The following is an 18,875-nucleotide window of genomic DNA, read 5'->3' as shown; positions in this document are numbered from 1 at the left end:
TTTGAGTTTGGTGCGCTAGAACGCTTTCATGGCAAAGAAACGTTTGGATCAGTTGCTTGTGGAACGCGGATTGGTGGAAAGCCGGTCCAAGGCACAGGCTTTTATCATGGCAGGCAATGTTTTTAGCGGTGAGCAACGGCTTGATAAATCGGGCATGCAGTGCAAGGAAGACATTTCGATCACGCTGCGCGGGCAGCCCCATCCGTGGGTGTCGCGTGGTGGACTTAAGCTTGAAAAAGGCTTGGCCGAGTTCGAGATTGATGTCACCGGGTTTATCGCCGTTGATGTCGGGGCGTCGACGGGCGGCTTTACCGATGTGTTGCTTCAGAACGGGGCGGGCAAGGTTTATGCCGTGGATGTCGGGCAGGGGCAGCTTGATTGGAAGCTGCGCAATGATGATCGTGTTGTCGTCATGGAAAAAACCAATGCGCGCCATCTGACCGAAGAAGATATCCCTGATCCGATTGATATGGTTGTTTGCGATGCCAGCTTTATTGGTCTGCGCACCGTTCTGCCCGCCAGCATGGAACGGGTCAAGAATGGGGGGTATCTGATCGCACTGATCAAGCCGCAGTTCGAAGTCGGCAAGGAACGTGTTGGTAAAAAGGGCGTTGTGCGCGAACCCGAATTGCATCAGGAAGTCTGCGACACGATTTCAGACTGGCTTTCAAACCTGCCGGGGTGGGAAGTGCTTGGCCTCACCAAAAGCCCGATCACCGGGCCCGAAGGCAATGTCGAATTTCTGATTTGCGGGCGGAAAGCTGTTTAGGATTCAGGGAAGCCGCATCCATGGTTTTTCCCAACGTTTCGCAATTTTTTCAAGAGCCATATAAATCTGACTTCGGTCGCTTGATTTATCGCCTTGTGGTCGTAATTCACGCAAATGCGTGATGTAGTTTGACGCATATTGATGCAGCGTCACAAGCGTGTAGCGTTCTGTCATTCGGATCAGTTTTTCATCAAAATCCTTGCGCAGAATGCCAACACATAGAAACTCATAATAGTTCAGGCACGCTCTAAGACCAGTTTGCCAGCAATCGTGTTCCTTTGTGCCGGGAAGCGGGTACCTGCCTTCTTTGACATACGGGCGCACGATTGTAAGGCCTTTCTGAAGGTTTTCGTCCTTCAGCATGACCGACATGGTATGTTGTTTTCGGTTCAGTTTTCGTGTTAGGCGGTTTGATTGAGTCCAGCCTAAAGTCGCAAGAATAGCGGAAACCAGAATTGCTTCTTGGGAAGAAAGGCTGTCAGCATAGCTTTTTATGGTCGCAACGCCGGGCAGGATCAGGTCATAAAGAATGTCCATGAGTCTGGATCAACTTGCTTGAGAAGCTTTAGTTTTGTATTATCGGCTTCAGGAGTTGAATGTCCACTGCTCGAAAGGATGGGTTTATGATGCGCGAAACAGAACGCGGCCTCTAAGAACTTTAAATTCCGCAAAATTTCGAAGGCGCTTGTGGTTGCACAAGCGCCTTTCTGATTATTTGCCGATTTTCTTCATGAAGAAATCAATGCCCGCCTGGGCGCAATCCTGGTCCTGCGGCGGTGTGCCGGAACTGACCCCTATGCCGCCGACGCATTCACCGTCCACCATAACCGGAAGACCACCGGCAACAATCGACAGGCGGCCACCAATCTCGGAATCAATGCCATAGGCCGGTTTGCCAGGCTGTGCTGCGGCGGCATATTCATGGGTGCCTTTGCGTGCGCCCGATGCGGTAAAGGATTTGTCCTGGGCGATGGTCGCGCTGGTGACCTTGCCACCATCCATGCGTTCAAATGCAATCAGAACACCGGATTCATCGGTAATTGCGATGCACATCGGAACCCCGATTTCAGTTGCACGGTTGCGCGCACCTTCGATCAGAATATAGGCGTCATCTATGGACAGGCGTTTGATGGTCAGCATCGGACTTCTCCCGGATATTCATTTAACTGGCGGCATCTTACGGGCAGCCCCAAAAGTCGATCAATCAGATAAAACGGCTTTCCGTATGGTGGAATGTGCTGTGCGTTTGGATCCTAGAAGTCCGGACGCATGATCATGAGATAAAGGGCACCCAAAGGGAACAGAATCGCGATCCGGCCCACCATGTTCCATAACCTGCGGCACTTCTCGTAGCTTGACGGCATTTCGGTTTCGCCGTTTGCGACGGTTTGTGCCGCGATTTTCGACATATATATTTGAAGTGGCAGCAGGCCTGCCAGCCACAGCATCGCCGCCATGCCATACAGGCTGATGCCGTAAATCAGATATGGGGCTTCTGAAAGCGATATGCCCGTCGCGTAGAAAAGTCCGATACCGCCAATCACGATCAGCGCAGAGCCCAGCGTGGTGAAGGCCAGATCGGTAATATTGATCAACCGGCAGGCAAAGGCGATCACGACCGGATCATTGGTGCGGTCGGCCTGTATTTTCCAGACGGCTGAGACAATGATGTTGCCCAAAAACAGGATAGCACCAAGAACGTGAATGAGTTTGACGGTTGAATATTCCATCGTGAGTTCCGGTTGGTTAAGGCAAATGCCAAGAATGCCAAGAAGGAGGCATGGTACGTTTGTGTTTTACGTGCTTTCGGGGATGGTCAGATCTTCGGCCAAAAGGCCCAGGACGAAGTCTGAAAGATCCTGATCGACAGGCGGAACGATCATGCGGTCAATCACCAGCATGGCAATGCCGTGCGCACGGCTCCATGCGGCAAGTGCACGGTTATAGGCACTGGCGGCCTCCGCCAAGGTCATTTCCGCCTTGCGATCAACCGAGGTCACGGCACGTTGCAAGACATCAAACGCATTGTCTGCGGCGTCGCGCAATTCGGGATATTGATCAAGCGGCGGGCGTTCCCGGCCAAAAATCAGTCGGAAATGCTGCGGGTTTTCAACTGCAAATCGAACGTACGCGGCGCCCAGCGCCATGATGCGTTCTTCGTGCTGTTCAGTGGTGTCGGCAACGGCTTCAAGTTGTGCGGCAAAGCGTTCCAGGGCGGCAATCGCCACTGCCGCCAAAATGCCATCCTTCCCGTCAAAATGACGATAGGGTGCGGCTTCGGACACACCGGTCAGGCGCGCAAGGCGTCGCAGTGACAGGCCACTTGGGCCTTCGTCTGTCAGGATGGTTTCGGCTTGTTGCAAAAGGACATTTCGGACATCACCGTGGTGATATTTTCCCATAGGCTCGTATCTCGATTTTCTTATGTTAACTTTGTTAACATTAAAGTCAGACGTAACCAGACGCAAGAGCAAAAATCACATTTCTACGTGTTACGTGGTTTATGGAGATGTCGCGAAACAAGTGTGTTTGGTGATCATCAACAGGCCCTAGCCCAGAACAAAATCAAACCGGCCGATTTCGCCGTCGCTGACAGTTTTCACGTTCATCAGAAGCGCACTGTCATAAAGGTGATCAAGTTCGTTACGCGGTTCATCAGGGAAATAAAGCTGCGTGGTCAGGGTTCGACCCGCCGGCAGGGTTATTTTGACATGATAATGCGGGGTGCGTCCGGCATATTCAGCCGGGCGGATGGTTTCAAAGTAATAGCGGCCCTGCGCATCTGTTTTCTGATAACCGCGTAACTTAAAGCCCTGATTGTCGTATTGGCCTTTGTGATTGGCATGCCAGAGGTCCACAATCGCACCGGGAACAGGTTGGCAATCGGCGCTAAGTACATACCCGATCAACGTCACGGGAGGGCCGTCTACATCGGATCGGAAGTCGCGTTTTTCAGGTGGGTTTTCGGAATAGAACGGGCCTTCGGTCGCACTCCGTGTCGGGCCGGTATCTTCGCCACAGGCCGGGGTGATTGACAGGTCCAGGCGATCAGCATGCGACTTGGGCGCAAGGATGGTATTTGCCAAAAGGACCGATCCGGTTGCAAGCCAGCCTTTCAAAACCGATCTGCGCGACAGTCGGGATAAATCCATTGTAACGTTCATGCGCGTCATGCCTTTCCCGGCCATTGGTGACCGATGATTATTATGATGTATGAAACATATGGTGCATATGGCGCACTACAAGATCACGACGCAAGAAAAACGGGTCGTTCCGATAAACAAAGGCACCGCCCGTTCAGGGGCGGTGCAGTTGGTTCAGGAGGTCATTAGGTCTTCAAGTCACCGGCGCGGGCGGGCAGTCTATCCGGCAGGAGTGGTCTCGCTGGATGTGGCCGGTTTTGGTTCTGCCGGTTTTTGATCTTCGTCTGCGGTGCTGTGTGCTGTGTTGGGCTGGGAGGTGCTGTTGCCTTCGCCTTCGGCGTCCTTGGGCGGTGGTGTTGTATCGTCGGTTGGTGTCTCTGCTGTCGATGTTGATGTCGTGCTGCTGGTGTCAGAAGGGGCTGTAGTATCAGTTGTGCCTGTCGGGTCAGTGGCGGCGGCGTTTGCTGTTGCCGGGGCAGGCGGTTCAGCCTGCGTCGTATCTGCGGAATTGGGGGCCCCGGATGTGGACGTTGGATCCGTTGCATTCGTTGCATTCGTTGCATCCGTTGCGATTGTATCATCGCTGCTTGAAGCTGCTGGCGGATTGGTGCTGGAATTGGTGTCGGGGGAGGCCGTGTCGTCCGATTGCGGTGCGTCCGCCGTCTTTCCCGTTTCATTGCTGTTTGGGGCGGTTGGCGTGTCAGTCTGTGCCGCAGACGCATCTTGATCCGTTGCATCTGTGTCGGGCGGTTGGGGTGTTGCGGGCTGGGCGTTGCTTTCGTCCGTTTTGGCCGCTTTGGACGGATCGGTTTGGGCCGTGTCGTTGCTATGGTCGCTGTCGCCTTGTGGTTTGGGCGTTAAATCGACCGAGGGGGCTTTGGGCGATTTGGCATCTTCTGGTCGATCTGGGCGGATAAGGAATTTGTCCCCAAGCGTATCCTTGCCAATAAGAAGAGGCTGTTCAAGGCCGCCCATTTCCAGCAGGCCAATTTCAACATCGCGTTTGATCCCGCCCAGTTTGATTTGGGTTTTTATCACGGGTGCGCGCACGCTTGGGCTGTTGGCGGTGGTTTGCACATCGCGATAGCCCGAGACGGGCACTGTCAGTTTCCAGACGATGGTGCGTGCTGAAAGGCGGCTGCCTTCTTCGGGTGGGGATTTGATGGTTAGTGAAAAGGATACTGTGTCGGCGGATGGAGTATCGTCGGGGGCCTCATCGTCGGACGCCTCTGAGGTGGGGCTGTCCGCGTCAGGCGTATTGGCCGTAAGGTCGCCGACAAACAGGCAGGTTTGCGGTGCCGCGCCAAGGATCATTGCCGGAAGGCCTGAAATGCCCCATTCGGGAATGTCCGTTGCCTCGTCCGAGAACAGGACGGTACGGTTTTTCAGGTGCGTATCACTGCCAACAGTCCCACTGGCGGCGGGCTTGTTATTGGATGCTGCGAGCGAGATCAGGGTTTTGAGCAATATCGGGTTCATGCCACATAGACGCGGCATTTCCCGGTTTGTGATGCAAAAACCAGAGTGGGGAGGGGAGATCAGCTTGGGAAATGCTTGTCCGTGTTCCAGCCGTCGCATTGCCCGCGATGGCGCAGCAGGTGGTCTGCCAGAACGATGGCGGCCATGGCTTCGCCAACCGGAACGCCGCGAATGCCAACGCAAGGGTCATGACGGCCCTTGGTCACGACATCGACTTCCTTGCCATAGATATCGATGCTTTTACGCGGGGTGAGGATCGAGCTGGTCGGTTTGACGGCAAAGCGAATGACAATATCCTGACCCGATGAAATGCCGCCCAGAATGCCGCCCGCATGATTGGAACCAAAGACAGGTCTGCCATCATTGCCAAGGCGCATTTCATCGGCGTTTTCAATGCCAGTCAGCTCGGCGGCTTCAAAACCATTGCCGATTTCAACGCCCTTGACGGCATTGATCGTCATCATGGCCTTGGCCAGATCGGCATCAAGCTTATCATAAACCGGATCACCCAGGCCAACCGGAACGCCTGAACAGACAACTTCGATCACGGCACCCACCGATGAGCCATCCTTGCGCAGCCCATCAAGATATTCTTCAAACATCGGAACGGCTTGCGCATCCGGGCAGAAGAACGGGTTGTTATCAACTTCGTTCCAGTCCCAGTTGTCGCGGTTGATTTCCTTGGTGCCCATTTTGACAAGGGCCGCGCGGATTGTAATCCCGTCGCCCAGAACTTTGCGGGCAATCGCGCCGGCGGCAACGCGCATCGCGGTTTCACGGGCCGAAGAACGCCCGCCGCCGCGATAATCACGTGTGCCGTATTTTTCCCAATAGGTGTAATCAGCATGGCCCGGGCGGAACTGGTTTTTGATCTCGCCGTAATCCTTGGAGCGCTGATCAACGTTTTCGATCAGAAGCCCGATGGGGGTGCCGGTGGTTTTGCCTTCGAACACGCCTGAAAGAATTTTGACCTGATCAGGTTCACGGCGCTGGGTGGTAAAGCGCGACTGACCGGGTTTGCGTTTTTCAAGATAATCCTGAATATCAGACTCGGACAGTTCCAGAAGCGGTGGCACACCGTCAACGACACAGCCAATAGCAGGGCCATGGCTTTCGCCGAATGTGGTGAAGCGAAAGAGCGTTCCAAAACTGTTGCCAGCCATACCGAAAATCCAGAATTAAATTTTTTAAGAGACAAAACGGGCCGCCCGGAAAGGCAGCCCGCAAAATCATATCATGTTCAGATCAGGATTTCTGAACATTGATGTCAGGTGCGTCCGCCTGTTTCATGCCGACCGTGTGATAGCCGCAATCGACATGATGGGTTTCACCCGTAACGCCGGTTGAAAGGTCTGAGAGGAAATACAGACCCGAACCACCAACATCATCAAGGGTGACGTTGCGGCGCATCGGTGAATTGAATTCGTTCCATTTCAGGATATAGCGGAAATCGCCAATGCCCGAAGCCGCAAGGGTCTTCATCGGGCCTGCGGAAATTGCATTGACGCGAATGCCATCCGGGCCAAGGTCATTGGCCAGATATTTTACACTGGCTTCAAGGGCTGCTTTGGCAACACCCATGACGTTGTAATGCGGCATGACTTTTTCCGCCCCGTAATAGGACAGGGTCAAAAGCGAACCACCCGCAGACATCATCTTTTCCGCGCGCTGTGCGATGGCGGTAAAGGAATACACCGAGATGTTCATCGACATCGCGAAGTTTTCCGGCGAGGTGTCAACGTAACGGCCACGCAGTTCGTTCTTGTCAGAGAAACCGATCGCATGCACGACAAAGTCGAGCTTGCCCCATTTTTCCTTGAGCGTGTCAAAAACCGCATCCATGCTGGCGGCATCGGTCACGTCGCAGGGTAGAACGATATTACTGCCGACAGACTCGGCAAGCGGGCGCACGCGTTTTTGAAGCGCTTCGCCCTGATAGGTAAAGGCCAGTTCAGCACCGGCAGCAGCCGCGGCACGGGCGATACCCCAAGCAATCGATTTATCGTTGGCGACCCCCATGATCAGGCCGCGTTTACCGGCCATCAGGCCCGAAATGTTTTCGGTGGACAGGCTCATAATTCCTCTCGTTCCCACGATCTCTCTCTGGCAGGTGGAGGCATTCAAAAAAGGCCGCGACCAGCGCAGAAATCATTAGACATTCGGCGCATCCTACACAAAGCGCGGGCAAGGTCAATCTGACCTGTCATAACATGTGCAGGCACGCTATCCTGTTGATCACATGCAGTATAACCGGAAAATGCGTGGGGATAAGTGTTTATATGGTCGAAATTCATAAATTGATCCGTGATCGGACCGCATTCTGGCGCTATGCCATCATGCGATTTGTCCATGACAAATCCATTCAGCGGGCCGCTGGGCTGTCTTACACGACGCTTTTGGCCATGGTGCCGTTTCTGGCCATTGCGCTTACCGTGTTGTCGGCATTTCCGGTGTTTGATCAGTTCAAGGATCAGATCATGGATGTGGTCCTGAACAACTTCCTGCCCGAAACCGGCAGTCAGGTGACAGGTTATCTGGGCGATTTCCTGCAAAACACCGGACAGATGACCGCGATTGGCACAATCGTTCTCGGCCTGACGGCAGTGATGCTGCTGAGCGCGATTGAAGGGGCGATGAATGACGTCTTTCGCGTCACCAGCCCGCGCAAGTTGCTTGCCCGCCTTGTCGTGTTCTGGACGCTTCTGACAGTCGGGCCAATGTTATTGGGTCTTAGTCTTTCACTGGCATCGTATTTCTTTGCCATGCGTCATCTTGTTGGTGGCGATGCGCTGGGTGAGCAGATCGGACAACTGGCCTTCCTTGCGCCATTTCTGTTATCGGCAGCCGCCTTTTCATTGCTGTTTATCGGGATGCCGAACCGGTCGGTTGAAATCATCGACGGGGTGGTCGGTGGCCTTGTTGCTGCGGTGTTGTTTGAATCGCTTAAAAAGGCGTTCGGGTTTTACGTCACCACTTTCCCGACCTATCAGACCATCTATGGCGCGGTTGCGATCGTGCCGATCTTTCTGCTGTGGATGTATCTGACCTGGATTGTTGTTTTGCTGGGCGCACAGGTGGCCGCGGCCCGATCGGAATGGCGTGCGGCACGGGCCGCCGGTTTGATACCCGATCCGCGCGGGGCAGTACCCGGGCATATGGAACGGATCATTGCGGTTTTGCGGGTTCTTGAATATTTGCAGAACCGGTTTCATGACGGGATCAAACCACCAACCTATCGCCGCATGATGCGCGAATTGAAATTGGGCGGGCGTGATTTGAACTGGGCGCTTGCTGCCCTGCGTCGTGAAAAACTGATTGAACGGTCCGAAAGTCATCGCTGGCTGCTTTCAAGCAATCTGCAACGGTTGCGCCTGATTGATTTGATGACCCGTTTGGGGCTGTTCCTGGATTATGACCGCTTGCTCGTGGTACAGGCCGATGGCGGTTGGCCGTCCATGATGCGTGAAAGGCTGATCGCGCTTGAAGAAACCCGTGGCAAGGTCCTTGATATCATGGTGGGGGAATTGCTTGATACGCCCAAACCCGACGATCAGGTACCCGAACCGGTCAAACCAAGGGACGATGTGCCCAAAGAAACCGAAATTGATCAGAACGATATGGTTCAGACTGTGGAATAGGCGGTTTCGACCCGAAAGGATTGTCAGCGCTTAATCGTTCTGTCTTCCGATGGTATCGCCATTTGCCGATTGTGTGGATGGTGTTTCCATCTGAACGCGCAGGGTGGCATCGCCGCTGCGCAGATGCAGATCGCGTTGCGGGAACGGGATTTCGATATTGTGCTCCTTGAAGGCGTCCCAGACGTTGAGCAAAATCTCGCTGATGATGTTGCCGCGGCCGTTTTGCGGATCATTGATCCAGAAACGGATTTCCAGATCGACCGAATTATCGCCAAAGCCACGCAAAAGTGTGTTCGGGCCGGGATTTTCAAGAACGCGCGCACATTTCGCCGCAGCGTCGTTACATAGTTTGATCGCGAAATGCGGATCGCAGCTATAGGCAATGCCGACTGGAATTTTAAGACGCAGTTTGACGTCCGAATGGCTCCAGTTTTCGACCTGGGTTGTGATCAGGTCTTCGTTCGGGATCAGAAATTCCGTCCCGTCACGGGTGCGAACAGCGGTGTAGCGCGCGCCCAGCGACTGGATCCAGCCAAATGTTTCGCCAATCGCAATTACATCACCGGGCTTGATCGAACGATCCAGAAGCAGGATCACGCCGCTGATCAGGTTGGCAACAATGCGTTGCAGGCCAAGACCGATACCAACACCAACCGCCCCACCAAATACAGCAAGGGCGGTAAGGTCAACACCGATGGTCGAAAGCGCAAACAGAACCGCGACCGACAGCAAAACAAGCTTTAGCAGCTTGGACATCAGGACCTGAACCGATGGGGTCAGGCGTTGTACCTTGCGGATGCGTTGTTCAAACAGGCGCGAGGCAAAGGACGCTACCCACAGCAATACGGCAAGCGACAGGACAGCCTTGATAATCCCGTAAACGGAAACACGAAATTCACCGACCTGCAGCGCGATACCGTCAAGGATTTCAATGCCCGGGTCGAGCCATCCGACGATGTTAAGTGCTGCCAGCGTCCAGGCAATGGTGGCAATGGTACGTGACCAGATCGGGTCGTTGACAATCGCCGCTGCCAGCCGGATCACGATCCACGCATTCAGAAGACTTGCCACCAGCCGGATAACGTTGTGGCGATAACCTGCCTGAAGGGCGATGGCATCAATCAGCCAGACCGTGACCATCAGTAAAAGCGGAAAGGCCAGATCAGGCAAAACCTGTGCAAAGCGGCGAAACCCGGCATAGGGCAACAAAGGTTTCCAGTCTTGCAGCCGTGAGAGCAAGGATGCCAGTCGACCACGCAACAACAGGGCTGGAATGACGGCAAGGATACAGGCGGCAATCTGGATCAGAATGGGGACCAGCAGAACGTTTGCAGAAAGCCAGGCGATTGCCTGTTCAATCCATTGCAGATAGATATCCGGATCGGTCAGATGTTCCATTTTGTCCCTGATGTTCGTTCTGCTCTTTGCGACAAAGCCCTTTAAAACAATATGGTAACACGAAATCAAATTAACAGGCAGAACACAAGCAGCGCCAAGGCCGATGATTGCCAAAAGTCATTTGGTGGGGAATTACAGACAAGAAAAAAGCCGGTTGTTACCGGCTTTGATCGTTGGGCCTAACGCGCCTGATAGGGATGTTTTTCCGTCCATTCCTTGATGAACTCGATCAGGTCATCATCGCGTTCTTCGGGCAGCTTGACCGTCAGATGGACATATTGATCACCGCGTTTGTTGCCCCGGTCATAGGGGGCACCTTTGCCGCGCAGGCGCAATTTGGTGCCGCTATTGGCGTTGGCAGGCAGCTTCATATTGACCTTGCCATCGACAATGGGCACTTCGATGGAACCGCCCAGAACCGCTTCTGAGAGGCTGATGGCAAGATCGCAATGAATGTCATTGCCTTCACGGCGAAAGGTCTTATCGGGATGAACATGCAGCTTGATCAGGGCATCGCCCGCTTCACCACCATTCATGCCCGCCATGCCCTGACCTTTCAGGCGAAGGGTCTGTTCATCTTCGCTGCCCGGCGGAATGCGGACTTCAAGGCTTTTGCCACTGGCAAGGTTGATGCGTTTGGTGGTGCCAAGGATTGCTTCGGCAAAATCAAGGCTCAGCTCATAGGAGATATTGGGGCCTTTGACCTTTTTGGGTTTGCGTTCCCCGCCAAAGCCACCAAAGCCGCCTCCGCCACCACGACTGCGTCCCTTGCCGAAAATCTCGTCAAAAATGTCTTCGGCATTTGCCCCTGAAAAGCCGAACGGATCACCGCCGCCGCCACGCGCACTGCCCCCGCGGGCGAACGGGCTGGTTTCGCGGCCGTCGGCATCAATTTCGCCATTATCGAATTTCTTGCGACGGTCTGCATCGCCCAACAAATGATAGGCGCTTGAAACCTTTTTGAAGCGTTCTTCGATTTTGGCATCGCCGGGGTTGACGTCGGGGTGGAGTTCACGCGCCAGCTTGCGATAGGCTTTTTTGATTTCGTCCTGACTGGCAGATTTGGAAACGCCAAGAGTCTGATAGGGATCCTGCATTTACTGACCGGTTCTAAAAACTAAAAAGCACGTTGATGCGTCATTATTAGATCATGCAGGGCAAAAGATGAACCGTTTTGCCGCAGATGATCCGAAACTATGGAAACGGCCGGGGAACAGCAGCCCGAACCGATCCTCAAATATGAAAAGGCGGCGCAGATCGCAAGGATCGCACCGCCCTAAATTTCAGGTGTTTTTCGAAGATCAGTTCACGACCTGCCAACTGCCGTCCGGTTTGCGGCATGCGGTGCCATAGGCGGTTTCTTCCTGACCGCCGATCATGACCGTTTGCTGGTATTCACGGCAGTATTCCTGCGTTTTGGGCGCCTGATAGGTGCGGGTCGGGGTGACCGTGCCCTGAACACCAGTATCGGGGTTTTGCCAGGTTGTGGTTTCACCCGTAGGCGTAGCTTCAAGGGTGCGTTGCGTGTTTTTCGCCATGATGGCACGGTCTGCGTTATCAAGTGACCGGCCCACTTCGCTGCCGATGAAGGCACCGGCAAGCGTACCAAGCGCTACACCAACAAGCTGTCCGCTGCCTTTGCCAAACTGCGAACCTGCGACAGCACCGCCCACAGCGCCCAGAAGCGTGCCGGCGGTTTGCTTTTGACCTTGATCCTGGGCGCAACCCGCGATGAAGGCGGTCATGACGACCGGAATAACGATGTGACGGAATTTCATGTTTCTTTTGCCCATCTTGTCTTTACAGTCCCAACCGATATGCTTTGGGTTTATATGTTGATCCAACGTCATTGCTGCCACCGTAGTTCCCAAATTAATGGCCTGCCGGGCAACAAAACCAATCAGCTAAAGGAATTATTTTCCTAATGAACGAAAAAAATACGCCAAAAATTGGGCACGAACCCCACGACGCCCCGTTTGAGATGTTCGACACATGGTTTAACGAGGCGAAATCAAGCGAAGTCGCCTATCCGGATGCCATGACGCTGGCGACGGCCGACGCGCAAGGTCGCCCGTCAGCGCGTATCGTTCTGCTTAAGGACTTTGATACACGCGGCTTTGTTTTCTATACCAATTATGAAAGCCGCAAGGGTGATCAACTTGCCGAAAACGGTTTTGCGGCATTGTGCTTTCACTGGAAGTCGCTTGAAAAATGCGTGCGCATCGAAGGCCGCGTCGCAAAGGTTGATGGCGCTGAATCGGATGAATATTTCGCATCCCGTCCACGCGGTAGCCAATTGGGGGCTTGGGCATCGGTTCAATCCCGCCCGATGAGCGGCCGGTTTGATCTTGAAAAACGCGTGGCGGAATTTACGGCCAAATTTGGCCTTGGCAAGGTTCCGCGCCCGGATCATTGGGGCGGCTTCCGACTTGTGCCTGGCCGGATCGAATTCTGGTCTGAAGGGAAATTCCGCCTGCATGACCGCAAGCTGTTTACCCGCGATGATCAGGATGCGGGCTGGAACATCGAAAAACTGTTTCCGTAATTGCCCAAATAAAAAACGCACAGGAGATTCTGCCTTGTGCGTTTTTTTGTGATTCGGTCAGTCTGTAATTATGCCCGTTTGGCAGCGGTTTCTGGCGGGCAGAACGTATCTTGCAAGACAGCAATGATTTTCATGATGTCGGGATTGGCAAGTGAATAATAGATGGTTTGGGCATCGCGGCGGGTTTTGACCAGGCCTTCGCGGCGCAGACGCGCAAGGTGCTGTGACAGCGCGGATTGTTTTATGCCCAATTCGTTCTCAAGCGTCCCGACCGATTTTTCGGCGTCGCCTAACGAGCACAAAATCATCAAACGCCATTCATTGCCGAGCGTTTTCAGAAATTCTGCGGCTTCACGTGCATTTTCATGCAGTGCTTCGTAATCCATTCGTGCGTCACCCCGTTCCTGTCGCTGTGCGCCACACCGTTTTGGGGGTGCGCCCATTATCATGCTCTAAAGGATAATATCTTGACGTTCAAAGCGCCATCGTAATCACAACCATTCATGTTACAATCATTTTATGCACGGTCTGGTTGGTAAAAGCGGCATCAGCGGCGCAGCATGAAACAACAACAAGAACTTTCGCAATATTTTGATCTTGAACAAAGAAATCAGGCGGAAAGAAACGCATACTGCTTTCGATAGGGGCATATACAGACCATATTAAAAGCAGGTTCAGTTACCTGATGGACAGGCGGGAGAAACCAAAATGGCAATTCGCACAATTCTGGCACCAGTGGCAGGCACGGCGATTGATGAACGCGTCATGACAACGGCGTTTAACATCGCCAAATCGTTTGATGCGCATCTCGAAGCACTGTTTGTTGCCGCCGAACCCCAAGACGCCATTCCGATTGTTGGTGAAGGCATGTCCGGACTGATCATCGAAGAAATGATTCAGGCCGCATCACAGGAAACCGAAAAGCGTGAAATAGCAGGCAAGGCTTCCTACAAGGCCGCTGTAAGTGCATCGGGGCTTGAGGAAACCAACACGCCATCAACAACCGCCAAGCCAACCTGCACCTGGCGTAAGGACAGCGGGCGCGAAGATGAAACGGTCGCGCGGCGTGGGCGGCTTTTTGATCTGGTTGTGATTGGGCGCGATCCCAAAGAAGCATCCGCGTCGCTGACGTTTGATGCTGCCCTGATGGAAACCGGTCGTCCGATCCTTGTGGCTCCGGCGAAGGCCCCGGCAACCTTGGGTGAAAAGGTCATGATTGCGTGGAATGGCGGGATAGAAGCGGCGCGTGCGGTGACCTCGGCCATGCCACTTTTACGCAATGCTAAGGAAGTCACAATCGTCAGTGTTGGCGATGTTCCATATGGCCGCGCCAGTGCCAAGGCCCTGGCAGAACAATTTACCTGGCATGGAGTCGAAGCAAACGTCGTTGAAAGCACCGAGACCGGACAGGTTGCTAATACCTTGATTTTCGAGGCAGAAAAATGCGGTGCCGATACGATCGTTTTGGGGGCTTACAGCCATTCACGGTTCAAGGAAATGATCCTTGGCGGGGTGACGCAGGATATGCTTGCAAAATGTGCTTTGCCGCTTTGGATAATGCATTGACCTAAAGGTAAGGGTAAGCGCCTGATATTGCGTCATATAATCGCCTGTCCAATTATACGTTTCTGAAAAGGCGCATTCTTTTGCGCCTTTTTTGTTGCATCCGCGAACAATCCGCGACAGGGTTACTGTTAAATGACATAGACGAAACCCCGAAAAACGAGGTGTTTCGCATTGAGGAAAAGAAACGTCTGACAGGGGAACACCCATGTTGTCTTTGCGCGATATCATTGATTTTGCATCGATGTCCGAAGACCTGGCACAGGAACTTAACAATCCGCGGGTTGGCGTGCCTGATCTTGGCGCGGTGGTTGCCGGGCAATCCGGTCTTGGTGCGGCTCTGCCGGGATGCAGTGCAACACCCTGCGCTGCGAACGACATCGAAACCGAATAACACCCGACAGACGCACATCGGCTTTGCCGGCCTGCGTGGCACATTCCTATTTTGAGAACAGATTAATCTGGTTGGCATCCTGATCGGCGTTGTCCGGATCAGGTGTTTCCTCATGCCAGGATAAAACATGATCTGGCAGCGGGCCGAGCATCGGGCGAAGGTCATTGAAGTCATTGGCGGGATCAAGCCACTGCAAGATATGGTTTGGGCCAATCACAGCGGGCATTCTGTTATGAATATGGGCGATTGATCCCGATGGTGCGCAGGTGATGATGGTGGCTTCACGCCCATTTTCCAGACCGGCAAACATAAACGGTTGGTGATCGGGCAGGGTGATACGGTTTTTATGTTTGGCCGTACCATCCTTGCGCCATTCATACCACCCATTGGCCGGGATCAGGCAGCGGCAGTTCAAAAGGGGCCGGAATGTCGGCTTTTCAGTAAGTGTTTCGGCACGTGCATTGATCATCGGGTTGTTCAGCCCCGAAACACTTAACCCCCAAAACCGAATGCCCGCCTTGCGATGGGGCAGAATCGCGGCGATGGGGTCTGTCGGTCGGCGTGTGCCGGTCAGGCTTTCAAACGCGGCCTCTTCATCGTCATTGGTCGGGTCTGGATTGCTGGTAAAGTCATTGGTAATATCACTGGGGCCGCCTGGCTTGACCATACGGCGGATGTCTTCCATTTCCAGGCCAAGCTGTACCTGAAAGGCACGGATATCATCGTTCAGATCAAAGCGGCTGCACATGGTTCTGCCCGTTGTGAGAAGGGGAAACATAACGTGTTTGCACGGGCTTGCCAATTATCTGCACTGTGCCATATCCCTAGAGTCTGGTCCGACTAGGTTGCACCGTTTTGCCGATGGTTTGCAGCGTTACACCGCTTGAACGATGCCCCGCATCGCTCTTGCGTGCTGTGCCTTGCCAAACAATTCGCCAAACACAAAAAAAAGCGCTGCAACCTAATCGGAGCAGACTCTAGGCAGAGCAAGGGGCAAAGCGGGATAAAAATCACCGACGTTTGGGCTTTTCCTTAGATGGCGTTTGTTTGCAATGCTATAACGTGGCGATGAGAATACTGACCCTAATCCCCTGATTGCGCTCAGAACGCGTGAAGTGAGTATATTCGATGACCAGCAATGCCCCGAAAACAATCGTCCTGACAGGTGCCAGTCGTGGCATCGGCCATGTCACGGTTGGTTATTTTGCCAAACGGGGCTGGCGGGTGATTTGCTGTTCGCGCGAAGCACCGCCGCCAAGCTGCCCGCGTGACCCGGCGCAGGGCATTCATATCCGTGCTGACCTTTCCAAACCTGAAGAGGTCGAAACCTTCATCCATGAAACCAATGAAATTCTTGGCGATGATCCGCTGCATGCGCTGGTTAATAATGCCGGTGTGTCGCCCAAGACGCCCTACAAAGAACGACTTGGTTGCTTGAATGGGGATATTTCGGCATGGCGTGATGTGTTTGAACTGAATTTCTTCACTCCGCTTACGCTTGCGCGTGGGTTTGCATCCGCCCTTCATCGTGGCAAGGGGGCCGTTTGCAATATCACATCAATCGCCGGGCATTATGTTCATCCGTTTGCCGGATCGGCCTATTCGACCTCAAAGGCGGCCCTGTCCGGGCTGACACGTGAAATGGCCGTGGAGTTCGCCGAGCTTGGTGTACGGGTCAATGCCGTTGCCCCGGGCGAGATCAAAACCGATATGATTTCCCCGGAATATGAGGCACTGGTGCCGCGCATCCCGATGAACCGCATGGGCACGCCCGAAGATGTGGCCGCCGCCGTTCACTATCTTGTCGGCGAAGACAGCAGCTATGTTACGGGCACGGAGATATTCGTTACCGGCGGGCAGCATCTTTATTGATGTTTGCCTCAAGCAACGGGCAGTAAGTGCCGCGCGCTGTATCAGTTTGCAGCGGTGATATAAAAGGCAGGATTGTAATCAACTTTGCCTTGTGGGACTTCATCGACCAGCGGACGGGCCATGAAATAGGCATCGGGCACGCCGTCAAGTTTCAGGTCGGGCAGGGGGGCAAAGCCAAACCGGCTGTAATATTCCGGCTCGCCCAGAACAACGCAGCCACGCGCATCATCAGCGCGCAAGTGCCTCAGGCCGTATTGGATAAGTTCGGAGCCAATCCCCATGCCCTGACGGTCCGGGGTCACTGCAACCGGGCCCAGCCCGTACCAGTCACAAGATTTTCCATTGATTTTAATCGGTGAAAACGCAATGCAGCCAACCAGTTCACTGTCCTGCTCTGCGATCAGGGAAAGCGTCAGGTTCCCCGTTTTTCTGAGCGCCTCAACGATCAGATGTTCGGTCTGCTGGCTGTGGGGTGCTGTTTCAAAAGCACTGGCCAGTAACGCGTGAATCGCCGCGATATCCCGTTCGGTTTCTTCACGTATTAACATTTCCCGTCCCTGCCTGTGACGTTGGACCTGCTTCCTGCTGGTCATGTGTCACCACTATAGCGGGAAAATGCCCTAGGTAGAAAGGCTTTTAAGCCAGTCACGCTTTTGTTCAAGGCGCCGGACTTCCATTTCAAGCCAGCCCGTGAAATTTTCAGCCTCATTGGCATGTTCGTCACGCAGCGCAAGTACCCGTTCCAGATCAAGCTCGCAGACATCAAGCAGAATTTCGAGCTGTTCTGTGCGAATGTCCTCATCAAGCAAATGCAGGTAACGCATTTTAAGCGCCATGATCAGACGCGAAAGTTCGCCCGATGTATCGCGCAGATTGCCCTGCATCAGTTCGACAAACTTGGCATGCCCGGCATCGGTCAGGCACAGTTGAGCATCGGAAAACGTGCCATTTGCGGTGTCTTCCTTGACCAGGCCTTCAAGTTTAAGGAGTTGAAGCGAACTTCCCATCATATCAAGCGATGGCCCCATGATATGGGACATGAAATGGCGCACCGAATTGGCCAGATCAGGATAGCTGATCGGTTTGTCGGAAAGGGCCAGCGTGCCAAGAGCGCAAAGGCGGAGACATTCTTTGGGAAGCAAGGTTCTATCCGAATACATAAAGCGGTCCCTGTTTGATGACAGGTCCGACGTTAACGCGAACGGTTCTTAATTGCAAGAATGAGTTAAGGTGATGTCACACTTAGTTATAGGCAAGTCCCATTATATAGGATTCGACTTTGCACATGCAAACAACGAACGATGCTCTTTTGTTACGCGGAATGCTTTACAGCATGGAATATTTGCATTGATCTGCAATCTGAGGTTTAATTAAATATCATTAATTAAGAGTTTGTGCAGAAAGTGATAGGCAATGGATATCTGGGACATAGACAAAATTGTGCTGTTCCTGACTTTTGTGATCCCAGGTTTTGTGAGCATAAAAGTATATCAAATAATTTTTCCTGGAACGGAAAGATCTTCGTCAGACCTTCTAATAGACGCAATATCATATAGCTGCATTACGTATGCTATTTTGGGTGTTCCTATATATTTGGTCGAGAGTGGGAAGTTACGGGAGCAAAGTGGGTTTCTATATTTTCTTTTCTATGTATTTGTTTTCTTTGTTTTTCCAATAATACTCGTCAGCCTGTGGAAGGCTATTCGCACCTCAGATTTTATGCAAAGGCGTGCTCCACATCCCACAGCCCTCCCTTGGGATTATGTGTTTTCGCAGGGACAACACTATTGGGTCAAAGTAACGCTGAATGACGGTAAAGCCATATATGGCAAGTATTCAGAGAGGTCTTTTTCTTCTAGTGCTCCAGCCAAAGAGCAAATTTATCTGGAAGAAGCGTGGTTCGCAGATAAGCGTGGTGGGTTCAAAAAACCTAAAAAAAATTCCGCTGGAGTCATAATCGTGTCCAGCGAAATATCGACGGTCGAATTTTGGCATCTAAATTGAGAGGGACTGCAAATGTCGAATCAACACAAACCGTTTAAGGATGGCTATAAGCCTGCAAACGAAGGGTACA

At 53.1% G+C, this 18,875-nt stretch carries 22 protein-coding genes; 7 read left to right on the top strand and 15 right to left on the bottom strand.

The features are described from left to right. Positions 1 to 28: 28 nt before the first annotated feature. A complete protein-coding gene (locus tag JF44_RS0100915; protein WP_033067082.1) occupies positions 29 to 769 on the top strand; it encodes a TlyA family RNA methyltransferase in 741 nt (246 codons plus the stop codon). Positions 770 to 772: 3 nt separating this feature from the next. On the opposite strand, the gene JF44_RS0100910 is transcribed toward JF44_RS0100915, so the two are convergent. The 8 genes from JF44_RS0100910 to fabI form a co-directional block, all read right to left on the bottom strand. Further along, positions 773 to 1,306 (bottom strand): DUF4760 domain-containing protein, encoded by a 534-nt coding sequence (locus tag JF44_RS0100910; RefSeq protein WP_033067081.1) that lies wholly within the window; start codon positions 1,304 to 1,306, stop codon positions 773 to 775. A 174-nt stretch (positions 1,307 to 1,480) separates the two neighbouring features. Next, a complete protein-coding gene (locus JF44_RS0100905) occupies positions 1,481 to 1,909 on the bottom strand; it encodes a GlcG/HbpS family heme-binding protein (protein WP_033067080.1) in 429 nt (142 codons plus the stop codon). 113 nt (positions 1,910 to 2,022) lie between these two features. Next, entirely contained in the window at positions 2,023 to 2,499 is a 477-nt protein-coding gene (locus tag JF44_RS0100900) for a DUF2269 family protein (RefSeq protein ID WP_033067079.1), read from the bottom strand. A 66-nt stretch (positions 2,500 to 2,565) separates the two neighbouring features. Further along, entirely contained in the window at positions 2,566 to 3,171 is a 606-nt protein-coding gene (locus JF44_RS0100895) for a TetR/AcrR family transcriptional regulator (RefSeq protein ID WP_033067078.1), read from the bottom strand. 147 nt (positions 3,172 to 3,318) lie between these two features. Then, entirely contained in the window at positions 3,319 to 3,933 is a 615-nt protein-coding gene (locus JF44_RS0100890; RefSeq protein WP_033067198.1) for a dioxygenase family protein, read from the bottom strand. 198 nt (positions 3,934 to 4,131) lie between these two features. Then, positions 4,132 to 5,409, bottom strand: coding sequence for a hypothetical protein (locus tag JF44_RS0100885; RefSeq protein ID WP_156111551.1), 1,278 nt, complete (start codon positions 5,407 to 5,409; stop codon positions 4,132 to 4,134). Between the two features lie 41 nt (positions 5,410 to 5,450). After that, entirely contained in the window at positions 5,451 to 6,554 is a 1,104-nt protein-coding gene (gene aroC, locus JF44_RS0100880) for a chorismate synthase (protein WP_033067076.1), read from the bottom strand. An 82-nt stretch (positions 6,555 to 6,636) separates the two neighbouring features. Further along, positions 6,637 to 7,467 carry an enoyl-ACP reductase FabI gene (gene fabI, locus JF44_RS0100875; protein WP_033067075.1) on the bottom strand — a complete coding sequence of 277 codons (831 nt, stop codon included), beginning with the start codon at positions 7,465 to 7,467 and terminating at the stop codon, positions 6,637 to 6,639. A 203-nt stretch (positions 7,468 to 7,670) separates the two neighbouring features. Here fabI and JF44_RS0100870 point away from each other — a divergent pair, with 203 nt between their 5' ends. Next, the gene (locus tag JF44_RS0100870) at positions 7,671 to 9,029 is read left to right on the top strand and encodes a YihY family inner membrane protein (RefSeq protein WP_033067074.1); all 1,359 of its coding nucleotides are present in this window, start codon (positions 7,671 to 7,673) and stop codon (positions 9,027 to 9,029) included. A gap of 30 nt (positions 9,030 to 9,059) precedes the next feature. Here JF44_RS0100870 and JF44_RS0100865 read toward each other — a convergent pair whose 3' ends face one another. From JF44_RS0100865 to JF44_RS0100855, 3 genes are all read right to left on the bottom strand, one after another. Then, on the bottom strand, positions 9,060 to 10,427 hold the full coding sequence (locus JF44_RS0100865; RefSeq protein ID WP_033067073.1) for a mechanosensitive ion channel family protein: 1,368 nt from the start codon (positions 10,425 to 10,427) through the stop codon (positions 9,060 to 9,062). A gap of 179 nt (positions 10,428 to 10,606) precedes the next feature. After that, positions 10,607 to 11,524, bottom strand: a complete 918-nt coding sequence (locus tag JF44_RS0100860) for a DnaJ C-terminal domain-containing protein (protein WP_033067072.1) — start codon at positions 11,522 to 11,524, stop codon at positions 10,607 to 10,609. 204 nt (positions 11,525 to 11,728) lie between these two features. Then, on the bottom strand, positions 11,729 to 12,220 hold the full coding sequence (locus tag JF44_RS0100855) for an RT0821/Lpp0805 family surface protein (protein ID WP_238318340.1): 492 nt from the start codon (positions 12,218 to 12,220) through the stop codon (positions 11,729 to 11,731). Between the two features lie 131 nt (positions 12,221 to 12,351). On the opposite strand from JF44_RS0100855, the gene pdxH reads away from it, so the two are divergent. After that, positions 12,352 to 12,972: a pyridoxamine 5'-phosphate oxidase gene (gene pdxH / locus JF44_RS0100850; protein WP_033067071.1), complete on the top strand. Its 621-nt coding sequence runs from the start codon at positions 12,352 to 12,354 to the stop codon at positions 12,970 to 12,972. A 68-nt stretch (positions 12,973 to 13,040) separates the two neighbouring features. On the opposite strand, the gene JF44_RS0100845 is transcribed toward pdxH, so the two are convergent. Beyond that, a complete protein-coding gene (locus tag JF44_RS0100845; RefSeq protein WP_033067196.1) occupies positions 13,041 to 13,358 on the bottom strand; it encodes an ArsR/SmtB family transcription factor in 318 nt (105 codons plus the stop codon). A 322-nt stretch (positions 13,359 to 13,680) separates the two neighbouring features. Between JF44_RS0100845 and JF44_RS0100840 the strand changes: the two genes are divergently transcribed. After that, positions 13,681 to 14,538, top strand: coding sequence for a universal stress protein (locus JF44_RS0100840; RefSeq protein ID WP_033067070.1), 858 nt, complete (start codon positions 13,681 to 13,683; stop codon positions 14,536 to 14,538). Positions 14,539 to 14,743: 205 nt separating this feature from the next. Beyond that, the gene (locus tag JF44_RS0100835) at positions 14,744 to 14,929 is read left to right on the top strand and encodes a hypothetical protein (protein WP_033067069.1); all 186 of its coding nucleotides are present in this window, start codon (positions 14,744 to 14,746) and stop codon (positions 14,927 to 14,929) included. A gap of 46 nt (positions 14,930 to 14,975) precedes the next feature. Here the strand turns inward: JF44_RS0100835 and JF44_RS0100830 are convergent, their stop codons facing one another. Further along, positions 14,976 to 15,677, bottom strand: coding sequence for an SOS response-associated peptidase (locus JF44_RS0100830; protein WP_033067068.1), 702 nt, complete (start codon positions 15,675 to 15,677; stop codon positions 14,976 to 14,978). Positions 15,678 to 16,057: 380 nt separating this feature from the next. Here JF44_RS0100830 and JF44_RS0100825 point away from each other — a divergent pair, with 380 nt between their 5' ends. Then, positions 16,058 to 16,801 carry an SDR family NAD(P)-dependent oxidoreductase gene (locus JF44_RS0100825; RefSeq protein ID WP_033067067.1) on the top strand — a complete coding sequence of 248 codons (744 nt, stop codon included), beginning with the start codon at positions 16,058 to 16,060 and terminating at the stop codon, positions 16,799 to 16,801. A gap of 41 nt (positions 16,802 to 16,842) precedes the next feature. Here JF44_RS0100825 and JF44_RS0100820 read toward each other — a convergent pair whose 3' ends face one another. Both JF44_RS0100820 and JF44_RS0100815 read right to left on the bottom strand, forming a co-directional pair. After that, positions 16,843 to 17,349 (bottom strand): GNAT family N-acetyltransferase, encoded by a 507-nt coding sequence (locus JF44_RS0100820; protein WP_033067195.1) that lies wholly within the window; start codon positions 17,347 to 17,349, stop codon positions 16,843 to 16,845. Between the two features lie 72 nt (positions 17,350 to 17,421). Further along, positions 17,422 to 17,961 (bottom strand): hypothetical protein, encoded by a 540-nt coding sequence (locus JF44_RS0100815; RefSeq protein ID WP_033067066.1) that lies wholly within the window; start codon positions 17,959 to 17,961, stop codon positions 17,422 to 17,424. A gap of 253 nt (positions 17,962 to 18,214) precedes the next feature. Here JF44_RS0100815 and JF44_RS0100810 point away from each other — a divergent pair, with 253 nt between their 5' ends. Continuing rightward, entirely contained in the window at positions 18,215 to 18,805 is a 591-nt protein-coding gene (locus JF44_RS0100810) for a DUF6338 family protein (RefSeq protein WP_033067065.1), read from the top strand. Positions 18,806 to 18,875 lie beyond the last annotated feature (70 nt).

Origin of the sequence: Thalassospira australica, assembly GCF_000763295.1 — a bacterium.
GTDB classification, from domain to species: domain Bacteria; phylum Pseudomonadota; class Alphaproteobacteria; order Rhodospirillales; family Thalassospiraceae; genus Thalassospira; species Thalassospira australica.
This window is presented reverse-complemented; position numbering and strand designations above follow the sequence as displayed.